Origin of the sequence: Micromonospora sp. RL09-050-HVF-A (assembly GCF_019374995.1) — a bacterium.
GTDB lineage: Bacteria > Actinomycetota > Actinomycetes > Mycobacteriales > Micromonosporaceae > Micromonospora > Micromonospora antibiotica.
The window spans coordinates 4,706,081-4,727,547 of sequence record NZ_JAGKQP010000002.1 but is presented as its reverse complement, the minus strand read 5'-3'; the positions used below and the strand labels follow the sequence as shown (position 1 = coordinate 4,727,547).

Genomic DNA, 21,467 nt, shown 5'->3' with positions numbered 1-21,467 from the left:
GGCGCGGCATCCCGCCACCCACACCCCAGTGGGCGGGCCGCCGGCCGGTGTCAGGGGCTGGTGTCCGACCCGCGCGCTCTGGCCCAGCCGAGGAAACGACCCATCAGATTATCGGGTACGACGTTCCCGTTGAGCTGGGACAGTTGCGTACCCGCCTCGGCCATCAGGGTGCTCAGGTAGACGAGCAGGCCGGTCCGGTCCTCGCGGTACTCCACCAGCAGGGCGAGCCGGGCCGGCTGGCACGGCCACTCCGCGCCGCAGCCCCGACACCGCCACAGTGGACGCATCGGCAGGTGCGGTCGGGTGTGGCGCAGGGAGCGGTGTCGCACTGCGGTTCTCCTTCCAGGTGGATCGGGGCCACCCCACCCGTCACCGGCGGGGTGGCCCCGGGCTGGACGTCGACCGCCGGGTTCCCTCACCTCCACCGGCCGCGCCGCCCTCCACCAGATCGTGCCTCCCTGTGGTCAGACAGATACACCGCGTAGGCGTATGGTGGGCAGATATTCGAGACGTCCGATGGAGGAGTCGTGAACGATGCGCTGCGCGCGGCACTCAACGAAACCGGCTACACCACCGAATCCCTCGCCGAGCGCGTCGGCGTCGACCCCAAGACGGTGGGCCGCTGGCTGAGCGAGGGGCGGATCCCGCACGCCCGGCACCGGGTGGCCGCCGCGGAAGCGCTCCGGCGGGACATTGTGGACATCTGGCCGGACACTTCTAGACGTCGCGAGCCGGTGTGGTTCCGTCCCTGGCAGGAGATCGAACGCGACGCCCTGTCGCTGCGCTCATTCGAGTCTGTCGTCATCCCCGGCCTGCTCCAGACAGAGTCGTACGCCCGAGCCGTCCTGCTCGGTGCCGGCACCCTGCCCCGGGGGGACGTCGACCGGCACCTCGCGGCCCGGCTCGCCCGCCAGTCGATCCTGAAACGCGACGATCCACCCCAGCTCACGGCCGTGCTCGACGAGTCGGTCCTCCATCGGCCGGTCGGCGGCCGGCAGGCCATGCACGAGCAGTTGCTCGCCCTCGCCGACGCCTGCGACCAGCTACACGTCCGGGTGCACGTCGTGCCGGCCACCGTGGGTGAGTACGCCGGCCTCAACGGCCCCTTCGTGATCGCCACGAACCCGGATCACCGGATGGCCGGCTATCTCGACAACCAACTCCAGGGACAGGTGGTTAGCGATCTCGATGACCTCGCGGCCATGATGGCAGCGTGGGAGAACGTGCGCGGCGAGGCGTTGTCCCACCGGCAGTCCGTCGATCTGATCACGAAGGTGGCCCAGACATGGAACTGAACCACGCCCGATGGCGCAAGAGCACCCGCAGCAGCGGCAACGGCGGAAACTGCGTCGAGGTGGCCGGCAACCTGCCCGGGGTGATCGCCGTCCGCGACTCCAAGGACCCCGACGGCCCCACCCTGACCTTCACCCCCGCCGCCTGGCACACCTTCCTCACCCGGATCACCGACCGCCGCTGACCCCACCCCGCCCGCCGTGACACCGGGTCGCACCGACCGGGCCACCCCCAGGCCCGGCGCTGCGGCCTCCGGCACGGCACTGCGGCCCCGGCACGGCACCGCGGCCCCCGGCACGGCCCGGCGCTGCGGCCCAGGCACGGCACCACCCGCCCACGCAGATCCCCGCCATTGTCGCGCCGATGGCGCTGCCCAAGCCCCAGGGGACCCAGCACCAGCGCCACCCGCAAGCCCCGCGCAACAGGCAGGGGCTTGCGGGCAGGCGGGAGGAGCGGGGAGCGCACCCGCAAGCCCGCGCAGCAGGCAGGGCTTGCGGACAGGCGGGGTGAGCGGAAGCGCCCCCGCGCAGCAGGCAGGACAGGCGGGGAGCGCACCCGCAGGCCCCGCGCAGCAGGCGGGGCAGGCGGGTGCAGGCGGGGTGGCCGGGCGGGGGTGGGCGGGGATGCTGGGGGGATGGCGGTGCATGTTGCCCGGAACGGGGCGGTGACCACGGTGATCCTCGACCGGGCGGCGGCGCGCAACGCCGTCGACGGGCCGACCGCGCGGGCGCTCGCCGACGCGTTCCGCGCGTTCGAGGCCGACCCGGAGGCCCGGGTCGCGGTGCTGTGGGGTGCGGGCGGCACGTTCTGCTCGGGTGCCGACCTCAAGGCCATCGGCACGCCGAGCGGCAACCGGGTCGAGCCCGACGGCGACGGCCCGATGGGTCCGACGCGGATGGCACTGTCCAAGCCGGTCGTCGCGGCGATCTCCGGGTACGCGGTGGCCGGTGGCCTGGAGCTGGCGCTCTGGTGCGATCTGCGGGTCGCCGAGTCGGACGCGGTGCTCGGGGTGTTCTGCCGACGCTGGGGAGTGCCGCTGATCGACGGCGGCACGGTACGACTGCCCCGGCTGATCGGCCAGAGCCGGGCGATGGACCTGATCCTCACCGGCCGCCCGGTGCCCGCTGACGAGGCGTACGCGATGGGGCTGGTCAACCGGGTGGTCGCGCCGGGTGAGGCGCGGACGGCGGCCGAGCGGCTGGCCGCCGAGATCGCCCGGCATCCGCAGACCTGCCTGCGCAACGACCGGGCTTCGGTGCTGGCCGGTGCCGGCCGGCCCGAGCCGGAGGCGTTCGCCACCGAGTTCGCCTACGGCATCGACTCGTTGGCGGCGGACGCCACAGCCGGCGCGGCCCGGTTCGCCGCCGGAGCCGGCCGGCACGGACAGTAATTCCGGCCCGGCCGGCACGAACCGCTCACCCCACCCGGCCCCGGGGCACGAACCGCTCACCCCACCCGGCCCGGGGCACGAACCTGGAACCCACTCGGCCCGGGGCACGAACCGCGCACCCCACCCGGCCGGCGTGAACCGGGAACCTGGCCCGGTCTGCTCCGAGGCCGGACCGGACCGGCCGACCCGGCGGTTGCGCCGCGCCGGGCCGGTGCGCCGGGCTCAGCTCAGGTCGTTCAGGGCGCTCTGGATGGCCCGGTGGAACGTCGGGTACGCATAGATCATGTGCCTCAGCTGGCTGACCGGCACGGCCGCGTGCACCGCCACGACCAGCGCCGACAGCACCTCACCCCCGGCCGGGCCGACCGACGTCGCACCGATCAGCACCCCCTGGTCGGCGTCGGCGATCACCTTGATGAAGCCGCCCGGTTCGCCACCGTGGATCCAGCCCCGGGTGGACGACGACAGCTCGGTGAAGCCGACCTGCACGTTGATGCCCCGCTCGCGGGCCTGCCGTTCGGTGAGCCCGACCGCGCCCACCTCCGGGTCGGTGAAGGTGACCCGGGGCAGCGCCCGGTAGTCGGCGCGGGGCACGGTGCCGGCGGCGCCGCTCGGGCCGGCCGCGCCCATCGAACCCCCGACGGCGCTGGCCGCGCCCATCGCACCGCCCACCACGCTGGCGGTGCCGCTGGCGTCGGGGCCGCCCTCGGCCCGCCGGGCGTGGTCGAGCACGTCGGCGACCACGATCGACGCCTGGTACATGGCGATGTGGGTGAACGCGCCCTCGCCGGTCACGTCGCCGACCGCCCAGATCCCGTCGGTGACGTGCATCCGGTCGTCCACCGGCAGGTAGCGCTGGGTGGCGTCCACCCCGACGGTGTCCAACCCCAACTCGTCCAGGTGGGCCCGGCGACCGGTCACCACCAGCAGTTTCTCGGCGCTGAACGACCGGTCACCGGCGTACACGGTGAAGGTGTCGTCGTCGTGGCCGACCCGTTCGATCTTGACCTCGGTGGCGATCTCCACCCCGTCGGCACGCAACGCGGCGGCGGCCACCTCGGACGACTCCGGCTCTTCGAGGGCGAGCACCCGGCCGGACGCCTCCAGCACGGTCACCCCGACCCCGAACCGGGCGAAGACCTGCGCCAGCTCCAGCCCGATCGCGCCGCCCCGATGATCAGCAGGGTCGCCGGTAGCTCCGCCGCCTCGATCGCCTGGTGGTTCGTCCAGTACGGGGTGCCCGCCAGCCCGTCGATCGGCGGGATCGACGGGCGGGTACCGGTGCCGAGGACGACGCCCCGCCGGGCCTGGAACACCTGGTCACCGATCCGGACCCGGCCGGGACCGTCGAGCCGGCCGCTGCCACGCAGGAACCGCCCGCCCTTGCCGGTGAACCGGTCCACCGCGGCCCGGTCGTTCCAGGTGTCGGTGGCCTCCTCCCGGATGCGTTTCGCCACCGGCGCCCAGTCGGCCCGGACCTGCGCCGACCCGGCCAGCCCGTCGACCCGTCGCGCCTCGGCCAGGGCGTTCGCCGCCCGGATCATCATCTTGCTGGGGATGCACCCCCAGTACGGGCACTCCCCGCCGACCAGGTCCCGTTCGACGCCGACGACGCTGAGGCCGGCCTCGGCGAGTCGCCCGGCCACCTCCTCGCCGCCCACGCCGAGCCCGATCACGACCACGTCCACCAGTTCCGGCTCTGCCATCCCGTCAGCATTCCGCACGACCCCACCCTCGGCCACCGGTCCACCCCGGAATTCCCGCCCGCGTGCACCGCCGGACCCGGCCCCGCACCGCCTGGGACCCGGCCCGGCGCAAGCGGCCCGGCGCAAGCGGCCCGGGCCGACGGGCCAGACCTCAGCGCAGCCAGACCGGGTCGGCGTCGGGCACCTCCAGCGGCGGCGGGTAGTCGAGGGTGCGTCGCACCTCGGCGGGCAGCCGCCACGGCTGGTGCACGGCCTTGCCGGCCACCGCCGCCAGCTCGGGCACCCAACGACGCACGTACCCGCCGTCGGGGTCGTAGCGTTCGGCCTGGCGGACCGGGTTGAGCCCGCGGTAGGGGCGGCTGTCGTTGCCGGTGCCGGCCACCCACTGCCAGTTGCCGGAGTTGTCGGGCACGTCCCCGTCGAGCAGCCAGCGGGAGAAGACCGCGAGACCGGGCCGCCAGTCCAGGCCGAGCACCTTGGTCAGGTAGCCGGCGGTGATCAGCCGGGCCCGGTTGTGCATCCACCCCTCGGCGTGCAGTTGACGCATCCCGGCGTCCACGATCGGCATCCCGGTCCGGCCTTCGGTCCAGGCGGTCAACGCCGCCGCGTCGTACCGCCAGTCCTCGGTGGCCCCGCGCCGGTACGCCTTCGCCGCGATCTCCGGGAAGGCGGCGGTGACCTGGTGGTAGAAGTCCCGCCAGCAGAGCTGCCTGACGAACGGGTGCCCCCGGTCGTCGGCCCGGTTCGCCACCGCCAGCGGGGACAGGCAGCCGAACCGCAGGTACGGGCTGAGCCGGGAGGTCTCGTCGCCGGCCAGGTCGTCGTGGATGTCGTCGTACCGGCGCAGGGTCGGCAACCACTGGGTGAGCCGGCGCTGCCCGACGGTCTCGCCGCCGACCGCGGCCTGCGGCGACTCGCCCTTCGGCAGCGCCGGCAGCCGGCCGACCGCGACCCCGTCGGGCAGGGTGACCCGCCGGGGCGCGGCCAGCTCCTCCCGCCACTGCGCCGCGGACCAGACCCGGTGGTACGGGGTGAACACCCGGTAGTGGTCGCCGCCGCCGGGTCGCAGCGCCCCCGGCTCGACGATCGTGACGCCGGGGAAGAGCCGCAGGGCGAGCCGGTGCCGGTCGCACTCGGCGCGCAGCCGGCGTTCCCGGCGCTGGGCGTAGCGACTGACGTCGGCGGACAGGCCGATGCCCTCGGCGTCCACCTCCCGGGCCACCCGGACCGTCTCGGCCACCGGGTCGCCCCGGCGGATCACCAGGTCACCGCCGAGCCCGCGCAGGGTGTCCCGCAGCTCGGCGAGGCACTGGTGCAGGAACCGGGTGCGGTTGGGCGAGTGGTCGGCCAGCGTCGGGTCGAGGACGTACAGCGGCACCACCCGGTCGAAGGCGGCGCAGGCCGTCGCCAGCGCCGGGTGGTCGTGCACCCGCAGGTCGCGGGTGAACAACACCACCGCCGTACGGCCGCTCACGTCAGGGCCGGGCCGGGCACCACGACCGGGGTGCCGGTACGGGTCAGCAGGGCCTTCGCCGCCACCGCCAGCCGTCGCCGCTGGGGCACCACGGCCCGCTTGACGAACACGTCGTAGTCCTGGGCGGCGACCTCGTCGAGGATGCCGCCGTAGAGGGCGTAGGCGGTGCGCATGCACGCCTGGGAGGCGGGGGCGAGCAGGGTGATACCGGGCGCGGCGGCGGCGTAGTGGGCCTGGGCGCGGGTCACCTCGTACTCGATCAGGTCGCGGATCTTGTCGGTGCTGTGGCCGGCGGCCTGGGCGGCGAGCAGGTCCTCGCGGGTGACGTTGAACTTGGCGAGGTCCTCGTCGGGCAGGTAGGTGCGGCCCCGGTCGAGGTCCTCGGCGACGTCCCGGATGAAGTTGGTCAGCTGGAAGGCGAACCCGAGCTGCCGGGCCGGTTCCCGGGCGGCGACCGGGTCGGAGCTGCCGAGGATGGGCAGCATCATGGTGCCGATGACCGCCGCCGAGCCCTCCATGTAGTCGAGCAGGTCGTCATAGGTCGGGTACGACAGGACCGTCAGGTCCATCGCCATGCTGCGCAGGAACGACGCGAAGTCGGTCCGGTCCAGGTCGAACACGGCGATGGTGTGCAGCACCGCCGGGAGCAGCGGGTCGTCGACCGGCTCGCCGTGCAGGCCGGCGACGAAGCGGGAGCCCCAGGCGTCCAGCCGGGCGGCGCGTTCGGCGGGCGGCAGGTCCTCGGTGCGGTCCACGATCTCGTCGGCGTAGCGGGTGAAGCCGTACAGGGCGTGCACGTGTCGCCGTTTCCATGCGGGGAGCAGTCGGGTGGCGAGATAGTAGGTGCGCCCGTGGTGTCTGTGCAGCTCCTGGCAGCGGGCATAGGCAGCGGCGAGATCGGTGTCCACCGGGCCTCCTCTGATTCGACGCAGCAATCGACGCAACTCGTAACCCTAGGGTACGCTCGCCCCCATGGCCAACGACGCAGTTGCGGGTAACGCGCTCCGCGTCGCGCCGGCACAGCCGGGAGCGACGGACGATCCGGTCCACGGCGTACTGGCCGCCTTCGCCCGTGACCTGGTCGACGACGTCGACGGCACCCTGTCGGCGTTCCTCGCCCGCGAGGTCGACGCGCTGACCGAGATCGACGCAGCGATGGGCGGTTTCGCCGCGACGGCACGCGACTGCGTGCTGGCCGGCGGCAAGCGGGTCCGCCCGACCTTCGCCTACTGGGGCTGGCGGGGTGTGGTGGGCGGCGACGCGCCACTGCCCACCGTGCTGCCCGCGCTGGCCGCCCTGGAACTGCTGCACACCTTCGCCCTGGTGCACGACGACGTGATGGACGCCTCGGACACCCGACGGGGCCTGCCCACCGTGCACCGGGCCGCCGCCGCCCGGCACGTCACCGCCGGACACACCGGCGATCCGGGCCGGTTCGGTGAGTCGGTTGCCGTCCTCATCGGCGACCTCTGCCTGGTCTGGGCGGACCGGCTGCTCGCCCACGCCACCGTGCCGCCGACCCGGATGCTGGAGGTGCGGCGCTGCTACGACCAGATGCGCGTCGAGACCATCGCCGGGCAGTACCTCGACGTGCTCGGCGAAAACGACGCGGCGAACTGGTCGGTGGACCGGGCGCTGCGGGTGGCCCGCTACAAGACGGCCAGCTACACCGTCCAGCGTCCGCTGCTCTTCGGCGCCTGCCTGGCCGGCACCGAGCCCGACGCGCCGCTGATCGCCGCGTACACCCGCTACGGACTGGCCGTCGGCGAGGCGTTCCAGCTCCGCGACGACCTGCTCGGCGTCTACGGTGACCCGGCGGCGACCGGCAAGCCGGCCGGCGACGACCTGCGCACCGGCAAGCCGACGGTGCTGCTGATGCTCGCCCGCCAACTCGCCACCGGCGGCCAGCGGCGGGCGTTGGAGCGGGCCGGCACCGCCGTCGGCATCCGCGAGGTCGCCCGGCTGGCCGACATCGTCGCCGACACCGGAGCGGTCGGCCGGGTCGAGCGAATGATCTCCGACCGGGTCACCGACGCGCTCGCCGCGTTGGAGACCGCGTCGATCGACGAGACGGCGCGCACCGCGCTGACCGGTCTCGCCACCGCCGCCGCGACGCGGCGGGCATGATGGGCAACTTTCTGAAGGAGGTGGTCGCGTGCGGACCGTGACGGGACGTACGGACCGGGTGGTGGTCGTGGGCGCGGGCCTGGGCGGGCTGGCGTGCGCGCTGCACCTGGCCGGTAGCGGCCGGCAGGTGACCGTGCTGGAACGCGAGCCGGTGCCGGGCGGACGGGCCGGTCGGCTCAGCGTCGACGGGTACGAGTTCGACACCGGCCCCACCGTGCTCACCATGCCCGACCTGATCGCCGAGGCGCTCGGTGCGGTCGGCGAGGAGCTGCACGACTGGCTCGACCTGACCCCGATCGACCCCGCCTACCGGGCCTACTACCCGGACGGCTCCACCCTGGACGTGATCACCGACACCACCCGGATGGCGGCCGAGATCTCCCGGGTCTGCGGCCCCCGCGAGGCCGACGGCTACCTGCGGTTCGTCGACTACGCCCGCAACCTGTGGAACTGGGAACGGGCCGACTTCATCGACCGCAACCTGGACGCCCCGACCGACCTGCTCACCGGCAACCTGCTGAAGTTGCTGGCGAACGGGGCGTTCCGGCGACTCCAAACCAAGATCAACCAGTTCTTCTCCGACCCGCGTACCCAGCGGATCTTCTCCTTCCAGGCGATGTACGCCGGGCTCTCGCCGCACGACGCGCTGGCCATCTACAGCGTCATCGCGTACCTCGACTCGGTGGCCGGGGTCTACTTCCCGCGCGGCGGCATCCACGCGGTCTCCAAGGGGATGGCCGGCGCGGCCGAGAAGCACGGCGTCCAGATCCGCTACGACACCACGGTCGCCCGGGTGGAGACCGCCAACGGCCGGGCCACCGGCGTGGTCACCGCCGACGGCGAGCTGATCCCGGCCGACGTGGTGGTGCTCAACCCGGACCTGCCGGTCGCCTACCGCGACCTGCTCCCCGAGGGTCGGCAGCGGAAGCTGACCTACTCGCCGTCCTGCGTGGTCCTGCACGTCGGATCGACGCAGGGGTATGGGAAGATCGCTCATCACAACATCCACTTCGGACGGTCCTGGAAGGGCACCTTCGACGAGGTGATCAGGCGCGGCGAGCTGATGAGCGACCCGTCGCTGCTGGTCACCAACCCGAGCCGGACCGACCCGTCGGTCGCCCCGGACGGCCGGCACACCTACTACGTGCTGGCCCCGGTGCCCAACCTCGACCGGGCCCCGTTCGACTGGCGGGGCGACCTGAGCCGGCGCTACGCCGACCAGCTCGTCGCCACGCTGGAGGAGCGCGGGTACGTCGGGTTCGGCGCCGGCATCGAGGTGTTGCGTACGATCACCCCCGCCGAGTGGGAGGAGCAGGGAATGGCCGCCGGTACGCCGTTCGCCGCCGCGCACAGCCTCTTCCAGACCGGGCCGTTCCGCCCGTCCAATCTGCACCGCAGCCTGCCCAACGTGGTCTTCACCGGCTCCGGCACCCAGCCCGGTGTCGGTGTGCCGATGGTGCTGATCTCCGGCAAGCTGGCCGCCAACCGCATCACCGGCGCGGGTCGGTGACCGCGTGAAATCCCGGGAGGCTCACCTCGTCGAGCTGGTCGACGACACCGGCCGGGTGCTCGGCGAGACCACCGTCGCCGCCGCCCACCAGGCACCCGGTCGCCTGCACCGGGCCTTCTCGGTGCTGCTGGTCGACCCGGACGGCCGGGTCCTCCTGCAACAGCGGGCCCCGGTCAAGACCCGGTTCCCGCTGCGCTGGGCCAACTCGTGCTGCGGGCACCCACTGCCGGCCGAGTCACTGGCGGAGGCCGCCAACCGCCGGCTCGCCGAGGAGCTGGGCGCCGGGCCGGTGTCGTTGACCGAGGTCGGCGTCTACCTCTACTACGCCGAGGACCCGGCCACCGGTCGGGTCGAGTTCGAGTACGACCACGTGCTCCGGGCCGACGTGCCGGCCGTACTCACCCTGCGGCCGGACCCGGACGAGGTGGCCGAGCTGCGCTGGGTCGACCCGACCCGGTTGATGACCGAGATCGACGCCGACCCGCGCCCGTACGCCCCCTGGCTCGGTGGTGTGGTGAGCCGACTGCTCCGGCCGGCCCCGACCACCACCGGCCCCGATGCCCCTGCCGGGGGTCCCGAGGCTCCCGCCGGGGGTCCCGCCGCCGGCTCCGCAATACCGTCCGGCCGCCGGGTGGACGACGCGTCGGAGCGGTCGGGTGGTCGCTGAGCCGCTGAGCGCGGGGGCCGTGGCACGCCGGCTCGGCGTGGCGGTCACCACCCTGCGTACCTGGCACCAGCGCTACGGCCTCGGCCCGAGCGAGCACGTCCCCGGTCACCACCGGCGCTACACCCCGGCCGACCTGGCCCGCCTGGAGATCATGCGGAAGCTCACCGCCGAGGGGGTCAGCCCGGCGGAGGCGGCCCGCTGGGCGAAACAGAGCCCCGGCACCGCGCTACGCCTGCCGGCCGGGGCCAGCCGGGACGGCGGCGGACAGGCCATCCCCGTCGGCCGGGCGGGACCGGCGGCCCGGGGGCTGGCCCGCGCCGCGATGCGACTGGACGCGGCGGCGATCGGCGACACCATCTCCCAGGCGCTGGCCACCGACGGGGTGATCGCCACCTGGGAGGGGCTGCTCCGGCCGGTGCTGGCCGGCATCGGTGAGCGGTTCGTGGCCACCGCCGGCCTGATCGACGTGGAGCACCTGATGTCCCGGTGCGTCTCCGAGGCGTTCGCCGCCGTCGCCCGCTCCGGCCGGGCCACCGGGCCGGCCCGCATCCTGCTGTCCTGCGCCGACGAGGAGCAGCACACCCTGCCCCTGGAGGCGCTCGCCGCGGCGCTGGCCGAGGCGGGGGTGGCGTACCGGATGCTCGGCGCCCGGGTGCCGGTGGCCGCGCTGGTCGAGGCGGTCAACCGGACCGGGCCGGCGGCCGTGGTGGTCTGGTCGCACACCCGCCCCACCGCCGATCCGGGGCAGCTCTCCGCCCTGCTCGCGGTGCCCCGCCGACCGCTGCTGGTGCTCGCCGCCGGGCCGGGCTGGCGGGCCGACACCCTGCCCGCCGGAGTGGTCCGACCGGTCGACCTGGCCGAGGCGGTGTCGCTCGCGCTGGCCGTCCGGGATTCGTTGGACCAGTCCACCGGGACCGACCTGGCCTGACATATTTCGCTTTCGTGAACTACCGTCGGGGCCGTCCGCGTACCCCCATCCCTCGGAGTGACGATGCGTTCACGCCCCGTCCTGGCGGTTGTCCTGGGTCTGCTCCTGCTGGTCGCCGGCTGTGGAGACAAGCCCCGGCACGTCCGGCCGGCCGCCGCGCCCGCCCCGACGACCTCCGCACCCGAGCCGGCCCAGACCCCGGTGCCGACGCCGCCGCCGACCAAGAAGCCGAAGCCCCGGCTGCGGCCCAAGCCCAAGACGCTGCCCGCCGGATTGCGTAAGGCGACCGGGGTACGCGCGGTGGCGCTGACCTTCGACGACGGACCCGACCCGACCTGGACGCCGAAGGTGCTCAACCAGCTCCGGGCGGCGAAGGTCAAGGCGACGTTCTGCGTGGTCGGCACCCAGGTCCGCAAGCACCCGGAGCTGGTGGCCCGGATCGTCCGCGAGGGGCACCAGCTCTGCAACCACAGCTGGCACCACGACGTCGACCTGGGCCGCCGGCCGGTCGCCGACATCCGGGCCGACCTGGTGCGCACCAACCAGGCCATCACCAAGGCCGTTCCGGGCGCGAAGGTGCCGTTCTACCGGCAGCCCGGTGGCCGGTGGACGCCGGAGGTGGTGCAGGTCGCCAAGGAACTCGGCATGCGGTCGCTGCACTGGACCGTCGACCCCCAGGACTGGGCGAAGCCCACTTCCGGGGTGATCTCCGGGCGGATCAGGAGCGCCTCCCGCCCCGGTGCGGTGGTGCTGATGCACGACGGCGGGGGTGACCGGAGCCGCACCCTGGGCGCCGTGCCGCAGGTCATCGGCGACCTCAAGCGCCGTTTCGGCATCGCACCACCTCGCTGACCTGCTACTTTGCCGGGCCGCACCCCGGCAGGCATACCGGTTTGGTCGACCGCCGGGGCATGGCATATGCTTCTCATGCCTCCGGCGGGGCCGGATGGGAGCAAGTCCGCTTGAAGTTGCGAGTGTGCAATGATGGCGGGGCCGCCCTCATCGTCTAGCGGCCCAGGACGCCGCCCTTTCAAGGCGGTAGCACGGGTTCGAATCCCGTTGGGGGCACGATCCGGCCCAGCCGGAGGCAACAAAGCTAGGTCCTGTGGAGCAGTTGGAGTGCTCGCCGCCCTGTCAAGGCGGAGGTCGCGGGTTCAAGTCCCGTCAGGACCGCCAGCGCCGACGCCGCGTGCACCATTGCGCGGCGTTCTGCGTATCGGGACGTGTCACCCTGTCGGCGGAGACCCCGCCCTCCGGGTAACATGTCCCGAAGCACCAGGCCAGGTAGCTCAGTTGGTACGAGCGTCCGACTGAAAATCGGAAGGTCGGCGGTTCGACCCCGCCCCTGGCCACATAGCCTTTCGCCGGGCTACAGAGAGCGGTGACCTGCGGAAACGCGGTCACCGTTTTCGTGTATCCGGCCCAGATGTGGCGTCCACCCGGCCTGCCCCGTTCCGGCCGGAATGCCCACTGGCAGCCCACCGCCGCCCCGGCCACGGGTAGCTGCACCCGCGATCTGACCCTGCACCACTCAAGACCTCCCCTTGCGACCACCGCGCCCCGGTAGCCGCCGGCCACAGTGTCCCTGTCGCGCAGTCACGGGCCGTCCGCTTGGCGGCTGCACGGTGGCCGTCACCTGAGCCCGTTCCCGCCCGGTGGTGCCCAACCGCGCCCGGTCCAGGTCCATTGTCCGGAAGGGGCCAGTACGCGAGGCTGCAGAGCGCCTCATCAGCCGGTATGGTCCGGGCCTATGGGGCAGGAGAAGGCGAATCCGGAGGGCGTCCATCAGGACGTCGACCGATATTCGTTGCGCTCCACGCTCCTCGTCCCCGCCACCGCCGAGCAGGCCTTCGCGGTCTTCACCGGCTCGCTGGCCGACTGGTGGGTCCGGGAGTACACCTGGTCCGGCCCGGCGGCGCTCGCCGAGCTGGGGATGGAGCCCCGGGCCGGCGGCATGCTCTACGAGATCGGCCCGTACGGCTTCCGGGGCGACTGGGGCCGGGTGCTCACCTGGGACCCGCCACGGCGGCTCGTCTTCACCTGGCAGCTCGGCCCCGACCGGCTCCCGGTGCCCGACCCGGCGCGCGCCAGCGAGGTGGAGGTGCTGTTCCTGCCGGACGAGTCGGGGCGCACCCGCATCGAGCTGGAGCACCGGCACTTCGACCGGCACGGTGAGGCCGCCGAGGGCTACCGTGCGGCGTTGACGGCCGGCTGGCACGAGCTGCTCGGCCGCTATCTCGCCACCCTCACCGGCGCCGCCCCGGGCCCGCACTGACCCCACCGGTGTTCACCGTCCGGGGAGTCCGGGGTGGGGTGGGGTGGTCGGGGCGTGCACCGCGTCGGGCCCGCCGAGGTCGGCCCGTTGGCCGGCCGCCTCCCCCGCGCCGAACCCGGAGCCGGCGAGCCGGCGGGTGGGCGCGGTCCGCAGCCGGGGATAGACCTCGGTGACCCGGCGGGCCACCCGGTCGGAGCGGTCGGCCAGCACCAGCGCGACCGACGGGGTGCCGTCTTGCGCCACCGCGCCCGCCTCGGCGGCCCGGAGCCGTTCGGCGATCACCCGGGCGAAGCCGGCCAGCCAGGAGCGCCGGAACGCCGCCGGGTGTTCGCCGGGTGGGACCACGGTGCCGGCGAGGCCGTGCGCGGCCTGCACCAGCAGTGAGGTGAAGAGCAGGTCGACCCGCTCCAGGTCGCTGGCGAAGCCGAACAGGTGCAGCGCGAAGCCGGTGCCGGCAGGTCGGCGTATGCAGCGGCAGCGCAGCGGGTCGGCCACCGCCGCGAGCAGCCCGGCCTTGTCCCGGGCGTACGGGGCGACGACGTCGACCACCCGGTCGCCGACCGGGTCGGTGGTGGGGTCGCGGGCGGCCAGCAGGGCGCGGTCGACGCCGTAGCGGGCGATCAACTCGGTGGCCTTGGCGGTGAAGGCGGCCGCTTCGGCGGGGGTGCAGGCGGCGTCCTCTGCCTGGGCCAACAGCTTGCGCACCTTGCTGAGCATCGCCTCGGACATGGGTCACAGTTACCACAAAAGGTTCACGGTTGTGTCACAGCGGGATCAGAGATCGACAGATATCATCGCCACTCACCGCACCCTGTGCACGACGCAGGGTCCGCCCCTCTTCCCTGGAGGCACCACCATGGCATCCCGGACCGCCCGACTGACCGCAATCGTCGCCACCCTGCCCCTGCTGTGGTTCGGCGCACCCGCCCAGGCCGCCCCGGAGACGAACCTCTCCGCATCGGCTGCCACCTGCTATGGCGGGGCGGTCCGGTCGTACTTCCAGGTCGGTGGCTGGGGCGGGGACGCCGGGCCGTACAAGGCCAGCACCCGGTGCAAGGACGTCAACGTCAAGAACAGCAGCGAGTTCGGCACCGAGGCGTGTGTGGTCTTCATCGACAAGACCAACAAGTGCAACTACCTGACCTACCTGCCGGCGAAGTCCGACTGGATCACCGTCGCCACCAACGTGCGCGACGGCGCGAACTTCAAGGTCCGCTTCACCAACCTGCGCTACGAGTACGAGCCGCTGGTGGCGTACCACGCGTACTGAGCCGGCCGGCGCGGCGTCCGCACGGGCGTCGCGCCGTCAACCGGCCCGACTGCGCAGGGTCGCCACGGTCGAACCGGCGAGGGTGAGCAGGCAGTCCGGCAGCTGCCCGTCGGCGACCGCCGCCCCGAACAGCGCCTCACCGGTGTCGGCGTCGTGGTTGGCGTACGCGCTGACGAAGCGGGCCACCCAGCGGGTGTCGTACCCCGCGTCGTCGATGCCCGGGAAGTCCAACGCGCAGGCGCCCGGCGGTGGCGGGTCGCCGACCATGGTGGCGGCCAGCGTCCAGGCGACCGTGTAGGCACCGGCGAGGCCGGACCGGTCCACCACGGCGTCGAAGGTGCCGGCCACCGCGGCGCCGTCCCCGGTCAGCGCCGAATGGAGCACGGCGGTAGCGTCGGCCAGCGTCTGATCCGGTACGTCGGTCACCTGCGGCACAGTAGGACGCCAGGTCAAGCGAACAGAGCGCCGAGATGGTGACCACCTGCTGAGACGACGTGACACACCGTGAGGTCTGCTGTCGGGCCGGCGACCAGGGCAGCCTCCCTGGTCCCACGGTTGTCGTCGGCACGCTATGGTGCCCACCGGACCTGCGCCGGAGGAAGGACGACCATGCTCGTTACACGCGGCCCGCGCGCGGCCATCCTGGCGGCCTGCGCGTCGTTCCTGCTCGTCACCAGCGCCTGCGGGACGACCGACAAGCCCGAGGAGACGGCTGCCCCGCAGGTACGCCTGTACGGCACCGACGGCAACATGCTCAACTCCTTCGCCGCCGAGCTGAAGGACCGGGCGGATCTCGTCGACGGCATGAAGGGCACCACCCCGCTCACGCCGCTCACCGACGACTTCAAGCAGCGGCTACGTTCCATCGACCCGAAGTTGACCGACTACCTCTACGCGGCGGAGTCGTACGACGCGGTCATGATCAGTGCGCTGGCCGCCCAGTTGGCGGGCAGCACCGATCCGGCCGACATCGCCAAGCAGATCGTCGGGGTGACCACCAACGGGCAGCGCTGCACCGACGCGGCGAGCTGCCTGTCCCTGGCCCGCGACGCCCAGGACATCGAGTACCGCGGCCCGTCGCTGACCCGCGCCGGCTTCACCGACCTCGGGGAGCCGGCCACCGCCAGCTACGCGACCCTGCACTTCGACAACCAGAAGATCAACGACGCGAAGACCGAGTTCGTCGGTGCGGGGGACGAGTCCGGGGTGAGCACCAAGGCCGCCCCCAAGCCCAAGAAGCAGCGGGGTGGGCGCAACGACAGCAGCGACGGCTCCCCGCTGATCCTCGGTGGCCTGCTGCCCAAGACCGGTGACCTGGCCCTGGCCAACCCCCCGTTGGCGGCCGGCGTGGCGCTGGCACTCAAGGAGATCAACGCCGCCGGTGGGGTGCTCGGCGACCCGGTGATGTGGATCGACGGTGACGACGGCACCAACCCGGCCGTCGCCAAGGCCACCGTGGCCTCGCACGTCAAGGACAAGGTCCAGGTCATCATCGGGGCCGCCGCCTCCGGCATCTCCAGCGCGGTGCTGCCGGACGTGGTGGCGGCCGGCAAGATCCTCTTTTCGCCGTCCAACACCGACTCCGGGTTGAGCCAGGCCGACGACAAGGGCCTCTACTTCCGGACCGCCCCGCCGGACAGCCTCCAGGGCCGGGCCCTGGCCGACGTGATCCTCCGCGACGGCCCGCACAAGATCGTGGTGGTGGCCCGCAAGGACTCCTACGGCGAGGGCCTCCAGGAGACCGTCCGCGCCGAGCTGGAGCGGGCCGGCTTCGGCACCGACCGGGTGAAACTGTTCACCTACGAGCCGCCGGCCGACGCCAAGGCCCCGCCCGTCGACTTCGGCAGCCTGGCCGGCGAGATCAAGAACTACAAGCCGGAGGCGGTGCTGGTCATCGGCTTCGGTGAGTCCGCCGGGCTGATCAAGGCACTGGCCGACGCGGGCGTACCGATCCGGCACTGACGCGACGTGGGTGGGGCGGCACCGGGTGCGGTGCCGCCCCACCGACGTTCAGCGGGGTCGCCGACGTTCCAGGAAGTCCGTCATCCGACGGTGCTTCTCCTCGTCTTCGAAGAGCACCGCCTGGCTGACCAGGTCCAGCTGCGGGTGGGCGGCGGGCGGGGCGTCCACCGCCAGCTTGGTCAGCCGCAACGCCAACGCGGAACCCTTCGCCATCTCGTCGAGCAGTCCGTGCGCGGTGGGCAGCAGCTCCGCCGGTTCGGCCACCACCCGGTTGACCAGGCCGATCCGCAGCGCCTCGTCGGCGTCGACCCGCCGGCCGGTGAACAGCAGCTCCTTGGCCCGGCCCTCGCCGACCAGCGCCGGCAGCCGGTGGGTCGCCCCCGCGCCGGCCAGGATGCCCAACCGCACCTCCGGCTGGCCGAAGACCGCCCGCGCCGTGCACACCCGCAGGTCGCACGCGTACGCCAGCTCCGCGCCGCCGCCCAACGCGGGGCCGTCGACGGCGGCCACGCTCGGCATGGGCAGCGCCCGGAGCCGGGCGAAGGCCGCCGAGTTGATCGCGGCGAGGGCGTCCAGCCGGCCCCGCTCGCGCAGTTGACCGATGTCGGCCCCGCCGGCGAAGAGCCCGTCGGCGCCGCCGGTGAGCAGCAGCAGCCGCGGCCGGGCCTCCAGCGCGGCACAGACGTCGTGCAGCGCACCGATCAGGTCGGCGTCGATGGCGTTGCGCTTCTCCGGCCGGTCCAGGGTCACCACCACCCGGTCGGGCAGCTCCTCCACCCGCAGTCCGCTCATTGCCGGCGACCGTCCTTCCACGCGTAGAAGCCCTGGCCGGATTTCTTGCCGAGTTTCCCGGCGGCGACCATCTCGACCAGCAGCGGTGGCGGGGCGAACCGGTCACCGTAGGCGGCCTGGAGGGTGCGGGCGATGTCCAGCCGCACGTCCAGCCCGACCAGGTCGGTCAGCTCCAGCGGGCCGACCGGGTGCCGGTAGCCGAGCACCATCGCCTTGTCCACGTCGGCGGGTGCGGCCACCCCGTCGGCCACCATCCGGATCGCCTCCAGGCCGAGGGTCACCCCGAGCCGGGAGGTGGCGAACCCGGGCAGGTCGCGTACCACGACGGGGTCCTTGCCCAGCCGGCCGGCGAGCGCGACGGCCGCCGCGGTGGTCTCCGGCGCGGTGGCCGCGCCGACCACCACCTCCAGCAGGGCCATCGCCCAGACCGGGTTGAAGAAGTGCAGCCCGAGGAAGGACTCCGGCCGGGCCAGGCCCTCGGCCAGCTCGCCGATGGGGATGCTGGAGGTGTTGCTGCCCAGCAGCGCCGGGCGCAGCCGCTCCGCCTCGGCGAGCACCGACCGCTTCAGCTCCGGTCGCTCGGGGACCGCCTCGACGATCACCTCCGGTACCGGGGCGACCTCGGCGAGCGCGCCCCGCAGGGTGATCCGGGCCCGCTGCGCGGCGGCCTCGTCGGCACCGGCCTTGCCCCGCTGCACCGCCCGCGCGCACAGCTCGTCGAGGCGGACGGCGGCGGCCTCGGCCCGCCCCCGGTCCACCTCCACCAACTCGACGGCGTAGCCCGCGCCGGCCGCCACGTAGGCGATGCCGAGCCCCATCGTGCCGGCCCCGACGACGACAAGACGACTCATGGACGCTCCCTCACTGCGCACGGTGACGTGCGGGGTCTCCGGCACGCCCGACCGCTCGCTTCGCTCGCTCATGGGTGCGACCCTATGCAGCACCGTTCCCGGCGGCATGCGTGGGGGATCGCCGCACCGGGTACAGACGGGCCAACGTCAAGGGAAGGAACCAGTCGACATGAGCCAGGCACCGGAGACCGTGGACGGCAGCGGCACCACCGACGGCACGGCGGTCGTGGAGACGCGCGGCAACGAGCGCGTCGACCTGCTCCGCGCCGACACCAACAACGACGGCAAGACCGACGTGTGGGTGGTGGACACCGACGGCGACGGCCGGGCGGACCTGTTCCAGTTCGACACCGACGGCGACGGCAAGGTCGACATCACCATGGTCGACATCGACGAGGACGGCACCCCGGACGAGGTGGTCGACGGCGACGGCGGCCTCCCCCCGGAGCCGCTTCCCCCGACCGTCCAGGTCTGATCCGGACGCGGGGGCCCGACCGGGCCCCGCTCACCGCCCACCCGCCCCGGGCCCCGATCACCGCCTGCCGGCCCCGCTCACCGCCCGCCGGGCCCCGCCAGCCGCAGGGTGGCCAGATAGTACGGGGCGTCGCGGTCGTCCACGTCCGTCAGCCGCCACGGGGTGCCCCGGACCAGTTCGGCCAACTCCTCGGCGGAGCAGACGAGGTAGTCGAACCACTCGGTTCCGAGTTCGCGGTAGCGCAGCCGCAACCGTAGTTGCCCGCCCAGGCGCCCCCGCTGCCGGTTCCACTCGTGGTAGCCGGTGTGCACCGGGTCGGTGGTGCCGTACGGGTCGGTGCCGTGCGCGATGACCTGCGCGCCGGGCCGGGCCAGCGCGGCGAGCGCGGCGAGGAACGCCGGGGCCCGCTCCCGTCCCTCGATCAGCCCCAGGTTGTTGCCGAGCAGCAGGAACGTGTCGTAGCGGCGGCCATCGGCGACGTGCTCGTCGACGGTGCCGAGGACGAGGTCGCGGACCCCCCGGTGCCGGCTGACCCGCAGCGCCCCCGGTGAGGTGTCCAGCCCGGTGACCGGTACCCCGCGCTCCTGGAGCACCAGCGCGATCCGCCCGCCCCCGACGCCGACGTCCAGGGTGGCCCCCCGGGTCCGGTCCACGGCCCGGTGGTCGTACGGCTGCCAGTGCTCCGGCCCGTCGAGGTAGTGCGCGGCGGGGGCCCCGTTGACCAGTCCGTCGTCCCGTTCGATGATCTCGATGACCGGTCGGGGCAGCCGTCCGCCGACCAACGGCCGGGGGCCGATCCCGGTGTGCACCGCGTACGCGTCGCGCAGTAGTTCTCCGAACACGTCGCCCAGCCGAGGTTCTCCGGTCACGACCTGCACGTTATCCGGGAGCGGTCGCCGTATCCTGGGCGGCGTGACCGATCTGGACCGCCTGGCGGCGGAGAAGTACGTCCTGCTGACGACGTTCCGCAAGGACGGTCGTGCGGTGTCCACCCCGGTCTGGGCGGTCCGTGACGACGACACCCTGGCGATCTGGACGGTTGCCGACTCGGGCAAGGTCAAGCGGATCCGGCGGGACGGCACGGTGACGGTGGCCCCCTGTGACGTGCGCGGCCGTCCGCTGGGCGAGGCGGTGCCGGGCCACGCGGTGCTCTGTGGGCCGCAGGAGAGCAGCCGGGTGCGTGACCTGCTCAAGCGCAAGTACCGGCTGCTGGGCCGGTTGACCCTGCTCGGCAGCCGGCTGCGCCGGGGCGAGGCGGGCACCATCGGTATCCGGGTCACCGTCGGGCCGTGACCGTCGGCCCGGCCGGTGACCGCACCGACCACGTACATGACTCAGGGGCGGTCGGTCGCCGCTTGCCGCGACGTCCGCCCGCCCCTAAGGTCGAAACGCTCTGACCGGGTCAGTCCCCCTGGCGCTGCTGGGGGATCTGTCCCTGTAGCAACGCCCGCACCTCCGACTCACGGTACCGACGGTGTCCGCCCAGGGTTCGGATCGCGCTGAGCTTCCCCGCCTTGGCCCACCGGGTCACCGTCTTCGGGTCGACACGGAACATCGACGCCACCTCGGCCGGCGTGAGTAGCGGCTCTGGTTCGTGCGTTCGCGATGCCATCGGTCACTCCTCCACATGGATAGACATCGGCCGGGGTCCCGCCGGCCGACGCGTCTCCCATGGTCCGGCTAGTCCCCGATGTCCGACATGGGCCGAACGGCCGAAGGTCCCTAGACGGACGGATGAACCATGCCCGATTTATCTGACTTTTACACGGCAGAAAGTACCTTATTCGGACTCATGATCACGGTTCGTGATGCGTCAACTACGAGACTGTCTCATGGTTGGCGTTGCTACTGGGCGTTTTATGGCTAATTGCACCGCTCCAGCAGCTGGATCGCCCGCCACCTGGCAACCAGCCGGTCATAGGCCGCCGACGCCTCGTCCGCCTCGCCCCGGGAGAGCCCGGCCAGACCCGTCGCCACCAGCTCCGGCGAGTCGTCCCCCGCCAGCGTCTCGTCGGAGAGCAACTGCACGAGACCGCCGTAGTCCAGCTCGACCACCGAGCGCGGGTGGAACTCCTCCAACCACCGGGCGGCCTCCTCCACCGCCTCGGTGATCGGCGCCTCACCGATCGACTTCTTCAGCACCGACAGCGCCCGGGAGGCCCGTCGCCGGGCCCTGGAGATCTCCGTCCGGTAGCGCAACGCCCGCCGCCCCGGCCGGGTGACCAGGTCCCGCTCGCCCCCCTCGAAGAGCACGAACCACCGCAGCGGTACGCCCCAGGTGGCGATCTGCTCGTGCAGCCGGGGCACCCCGTGCTCCAGCACCCGGGCACCGCTGCGCCAGTCCTCCACCACCGACTTGGCCTGCCCGGCCAGGATCGGCGGGACGAACGCGTCGGCGATCACCGACGGCACCCCTTCGCGGGCGCTCAGCGCCGCCTCGGCGACCCGGACCCGCAGGTTCCAGGGGCAGACCAGCAGAGCATCGTCGATCTCCAGCACGTACGCCTCGTCGGGCAGGTCGGGCAGCCGGGTCCAGCCCGCGCCGAGCGCCGCGATGACCGAGGTCCGTTGCCGACCCGGCCCCTCCAACGGGGCCACCGCCCGCCCTTCCCGCACGTAGCGCCGCCAGTACGACTGACGGTCCCGGTCGAAGGCGGTCAGCGGCTCGTACACGCGCAGGTAAGAAGCGAAGAGCGACGGCACCGCGCGATCCTCCCACGAAACCCGGTGCCGGTGCCGCCGCCGTC

23 protein-coding genes, 3 tRNA genes and 1 pseudogene are annotated in these 21,467 nt (G+C 73.1%); 16 read left to right on the top strand and 11 right to left on the bottom strand.

Features of this window, described 5'->3' with window-relative positions:
• Positions 1-50: 50 nt before the first annotated feature.
• On the bottom strand, positions 51-329 hold the full coding sequence (locus J7462_RS20850) for a flavin reductase (protein ID WP_308290966.1): 279 nt from the start codon (positions 327-329) through the stop codon (positions 51-53).
• A 198-nt stretch (positions 330-527) separates the two neighbouring features.
• On the opposite strand from J7462_RS20850, the gene J7462_RS20845 reads away from it, so the two are divergent.
• The 3 genes from J7462_RS20845 to J7462_RS20835 all read left to right on the top strand — a co-directional run bounded on the left by J7462_RS20845 (position 528) and on the right by J7462_RS20835 (position 2,683).
• Positions 528-1,295 (top strand): helix-turn-helix transcriptional regulator, encoded by a 768-nt coding sequence (locus J7462_RS20845; RefSeq protein ID WP_219465611.1) that lies wholly within the window; start codon positions 528-530, stop codon positions 1,293-1,295.
• Complete coding sequence (locus J7462_RS20840; protein WP_219465609.1) at positions 1,286-1,477, top strand: DUF397 domain-containing protein; 192 nt, start codon at positions 1,286-1,288, stop codon at positions 1,475-1,477. The genes J7462_RS20845 and J7462_RS20840 overlap by 10 nt, the downstream gene beginning before the upstream one ends.
• A 450-nt stretch (positions 1,478-1,927) precedes the next feature.
• Positions 1,928-2,683, top strand: a complete 756-nt coding sequence (locus J7462_RS20835; RefSeq protein WP_219465607.1) for a crotonase/enoyl-CoA hydratase family protein — start codon at positions 1,928-1,930, stop codon at positions 2,681-2,683.
• Positions 2,684-2,905: 222 nt separating this feature from the next.
• Here the strand turns inward: J7462_RS20835 and J7462_RS20830 are convergent.
• The 3 genes and pseudogenes from J7462_RS20830 to J7462_RS20820 form a co-directional block, all read right to left on the bottom strand.
• A pseudogene (locus tag J7462_RS20830) lies at positions 2,906-4,389 on the bottom strand (NAD(P)/FAD-dependent oxidoreductase).
• A 151-nt stretch (positions 4,390-4,540) separates the two neighbouring features.
• Positions 4,541-5,863: a deoxyribodipyrimidine photo-lyase gene (locus J7462_RS20825; protein ID WP_219465606.1), complete on the bottom strand. Its 1,323-nt coding sequence runs from the start codon at positions 5,861-5,863 to the stop codon at positions 4,541-4,543.
• Positions 5,860-6,771 (bottom strand): phytoene/squalene synthase family protein, encoded by a 912-nt coding sequence (locus tag J7462_RS20820; RefSeq protein WP_219465605.1) that lies wholly within the window; start codon positions 6,769-6,771, stop codon positions 5,860-5,862. The genes J7462_RS20825 and J7462_RS20820 overlap by 4 nt, the downstream gene beginning before the upstream one ends.
• Before the next feature lie 64 nt (positions 6,772-6,835).
• Between J7462_RS20820 and J7462_RS20815 the strand changes: the two genes are divergently transcribed.
• The 9 genes from J7462_RS20815 (at position 6,836) to J7462_RS20775 (ending at position 13,370) form a co-directional block, all read left to right on the top strand.
• Positions 6,836-7,990: a polyprenyl synthetase family protein gene (locus J7462_RS20815; RefSeq protein ID WP_219465604.1), complete on the top strand. Its 1,155-nt coding sequence runs from the start codon at positions 6,836-6,838 to the stop codon at positions 7,988-7,990.
• A gap of 28 nt (positions 7,991-8,018) precedes the next feature.
• Positions 8,019-9,500, top strand: coding sequence for a phytoene desaturase family protein (gene crtI, locus J7462_RS20810; protein WP_219465603.1), 1,482 nt, complete (start codon positions 8,019-8,021; stop codon positions 9,498-9,500).
• Positions 9,501-9,504: 4 nt separating this feature from the next.
• Positions 9,505-10,167, top strand: a complete 663-nt coding sequence (idi, locus tag J7462_RS20805; protein ID WP_219465602.1) for an isopentenyl-diphosphate Delta-isomerase — start codon at positions 9,505-9,507, stop codon at positions 10,165-10,167.
• Positions 10,157-11,095, top strand: coding sequence for a MerR family transcriptional regulator (locus J7462_RS20800; protein ID WP_219465601.1), 939 nt, complete (start codon positions 10,157-10,159; stop codon positions 11,093-11,095). The genes idi and J7462_RS20800 overlap by 11 nt, the downstream gene beginning before the upstream one ends.
• A gap of 63 nt (positions 11,096-11,158) precedes the next feature.
• Positions 11,159-11,947 carry a polysaccharide deacetylase family protein gene (locus tag J7462_RS20795; RefSeq protein ID WP_208565367.1) on the top strand — a complete coding sequence of 263 codons (789 nt, stop codon included), beginning with the start codon at positions 11,159-11,161 and terminating at the stop codon, positions 11,945-11,947.
• 143 nt (positions 11,948-12,090) lie between these two features.
• A tRNA-Glu gene (locus J7462_RS20790) sits at positions 12,091-12,163 on the top strand.
• 31 nt (positions 12,164-12,194) lie between these two features.
• A tRNA-Asp gene (locus J7462_RS20785) sits at positions 12,195-12,271 on the top strand.
• A gap of 102 nt (positions 12,272-12,373) precedes the next feature.
• Positions 12,374-12,447 (top strand) — tRNA-Phe (locus J7462_RS20780).
• A gap of 398 nt (positions 12,448-12,845) precedes the next feature.
• Positions 12,846-13,370, top strand: a complete 525-nt coding sequence (locus J7462_RS20775) for an SRPBCC family protein (protein WP_208565366.1) — start codon at positions 12,846-12,848, stop codon at positions 13,368-13,370.
• A 12-nt stretch (positions 13,371-13,382) separates the two neighbouring features.
• Here the strand turns inward: J7462_RS20775 and J7462_RS20770 are convergent, their stop codons facing one another.
• Positions 13,383-14,099: a DUF2786 domain-containing protein gene (locus J7462_RS20770; protein WP_219465600.1), complete on the bottom strand. Its 717-nt coding sequence runs from the start codon at positions 14,097-14,099 to the stop codon at positions 13,383-13,385.
• A 127-nt stretch (positions 14,100-14,226) separates the two neighbouring features.
• Between J7462_RS20770 and J7462_RS20765 the strand changes: the two genes are divergently transcribed.
• Positions 14,227-14,640, top strand: coding sequence for a hypothetical protein (locus J7462_RS20765; RefSeq protein ID WP_219465599.1), 414 nt, complete (start codon positions 14,227-14,229; stop codon positions 14,638-14,640).
• A 36-nt stretch (positions 14,641-14,676) separates the two neighbouring features.
• Here J7462_RS20765 and J7462_RS20760 read toward each other — a convergent pair whose 3' ends face one another.
• Positions 14,677-15,066 carry a hypothetical protein gene (locus J7462_RS20760; RefSeq protein WP_219465597.1) on the bottom strand — a complete coding sequence of 130 codons (390 nt, stop codon included), beginning with the start codon at positions 15,064-15,066 and terminating at the stop codon, positions 14,677-14,679.
• 183 nt (positions 15,067-15,249) lie between these two features.
• On the opposite strand from J7462_RS20760, the gene J7462_RS20755 reads away from it, so the two are divergent.
• Positions 15,250-16,602, top strand: a complete 1,353-nt coding sequence (locus J7462_RS20755; RefSeq protein ID WP_208565362.1) for an ABC transporter substrate-binding protein — start codon at positions 15,250-15,252, stop codon at positions 16,600-16,602.
• 48 nt (positions 16,603-16,650) lie between these two features.
• On the opposite strand, the gene J7462_RS20750 is transcribed toward J7462_RS20755, so the two are convergent.
• Positions 16,651-17,394 carry an enoyl-CoA hydratase/isomerase family protein gene (locus J7462_RS20750; RefSeq protein WP_219465595.1) on the bottom strand — a complete coding sequence of 248 codons (744 nt, stop codon included), beginning with the start codon at positions 17,392-17,394 and terminating at the stop codon, positions 16,651-16,653.
• Positions 17,391-18,245, bottom strand: a complete 855-nt coding sequence (locus tag J7462_RS20745) for a 3-hydroxyacyl-CoA dehydrogenase family protein (RefSeq protein ID WP_219470525.1) — start codon at positions 18,243-18,245, stop codon at positions 17,391-17,393. Before J7462_RS20745 ends, J7462_RS20750 begins: the two co-directional genes overlap by 4 nt.
• A gap of 169 nt (positions 18,246-18,414) precedes the next feature.
• Between J7462_RS20745 and J7462_RS20740 the strand changes: the two genes are divergently transcribed.
• Positions 18,415-18,720 carry a hypothetical protein gene (locus J7462_RS20740; RefSeq protein ID WP_208565360.1) on the top strand — a complete coding sequence of 102 codons (306 nt, stop codon included), beginning with the start codon at positions 18,415-18,417 and terminating at the stop codon, positions 18,718-18,720.
• A gap of 77 nt (positions 18,721-18,797) precedes the next feature.
• Here J7462_RS20740 and J7462_RS20735 read toward each other — a convergent pair whose 3' ends face one another.
• Positions 18,798-19,589 carry a bifunctional 2-polyprenyl-6-hydroxyphenol methylase/3-demethylubiquinol 3-O-methyltransferase UbiG gene (locus J7462_RS20735; RefSeq protein ID WP_208565359.1) on the bottom strand — a complete coding sequence of 264 codons (792 nt, stop codon included), beginning with the start codon at positions 19,587-19,589 and terminating at the stop codon, positions 18,798-18,800.
• 43 nt (positions 19,590-19,632) lie between these two features.
• On the opposite strand from J7462_RS20735, the gene J7462_RS20730 reads away from it, so the two are divergent.
• Positions 19,633-20,013, top strand: coding sequence for a PPOX class F420-dependent oxidoreductase (locus J7462_RS20730; RefSeq protein ID WP_208565358.1), 381 nt, complete (start codon positions 19,633-19,635; stop codon positions 20,011-20,013).
• Between the two features lie 109 nt (positions 20,014-20,122).
• On the opposite strand, the gene J7462_RS20725 is transcribed toward J7462_RS20730, so the two are convergent.
• Positions 20,123-20,332, bottom strand: a complete 210-nt coding sequence (locus tag J7462_RS20725; protein ID WP_007073996.1) for a BldC family transcriptional regulator — start codon at positions 20,330-20,332, stop codon at positions 20,123-20,125.
• Positions 20,333-20,583: 251 nt separating this feature from the next.
• Positions 20,584-21,423 carry a hypothetical protein gene (locus J7462_RS20720; protein WP_219465593.1) on the bottom strand — a complete coding sequence of 280 codons (840 nt, stop codon included), beginning with the start codon at positions 21,421-21,423 and terminating at the stop codon, positions 20,584-20,586.
• Positions 21,424-21,467: the final 44 nt, after the last annotated feature.

Excerpts from the sequence above, each read along its gene's own strand:
- J7462_RS20765 (WP_219465599.1), top strand. The coding sequence starts at position 14,227 with ATGGCATCCCGGACCGCCCGACTGACCGCAATCGTCGCCACCCTGCCC.
- J7462_RS20750 (WP_219465595.1), bottom strand. The coding sequence starts at position 17,394 with ATGAGCGGACTGCGGGTGGAGGAGCTGCCCGACCGGGTGGTGGTGACC.
- J7462_RS20775 (WP_208565366.1), top strand. The coding sequence starts at position 12,846 with ATGGGGCAGGAGAAGGCGAATCCGGAGGGCGTCCATCAGGACGTCGAC.
- J7462_RS20815 (WP_219465604.1), top strand. The coding sequence starts at position 6,836 with ATGGCCAACGACGCAGTTGCGGGTAACGCGCTCCGCGTCGCGCCGGCA.
- J7462_RS20835 (WP_219465607.1), top strand. The coding sequence starts at position 1,928 with ATGGCGGTGCATGTTGCCCGGAACGGGGCGGTGACCACGGTGATCCTC.
- J7462_RS20745 (WP_219470525.1), bottom strand. The coding sequence starts at position 18,245 with ATGAGTCGTCTTGTCGTCGTCGGGGCCGGCACGATGGGGCTCGGCATC.
- J7462_RS20725 (WP_007073996.1), bottom strand. The coding sequence starts at position 20,332 with ATGGCATCGCGAACGCACGAACCAGAGCCGCTACTCACGCCGGCCGAG.
- J7462_RS20795 (WP_208565367.1), top strand. The coding sequence starts at position 11,159 with ATGCGTTCACGCCCCGTCCTGGCGGTTGTCCTGGGTCTGCTCCTGCTG.
- J7462_RS20770 (WP_219465600.1), bottom strand. The coding sequence starts at position 14,099 with ATGTCCGAGGCGATGCTCAGCAAGGTGCGCAAGCTGTTGGCCCAGGCA.
- J7462_RS20840 (WP_219465609.1), top strand. The coding sequence starts at position 1,286 with ATGGAACTGAACCACGCCCGATGGCGCAAGAGCACCCGCAGCAGCGGC.
- J7462_RS20755 (WP_208565362.1), top strand. The coding sequence starts at position 15,250 with ATGCTCGTTACACGCGGCCCGCGCGCGGCCATCCTGGCGGCCTGCGCG.
- J7462_RS20740 (WP_208565360.1), top strand. The coding sequence starts at position 18,415 with ATGAGCCAGGCACCGGAGACCGTGGACGGCAGCGGCACCACCGACGGC.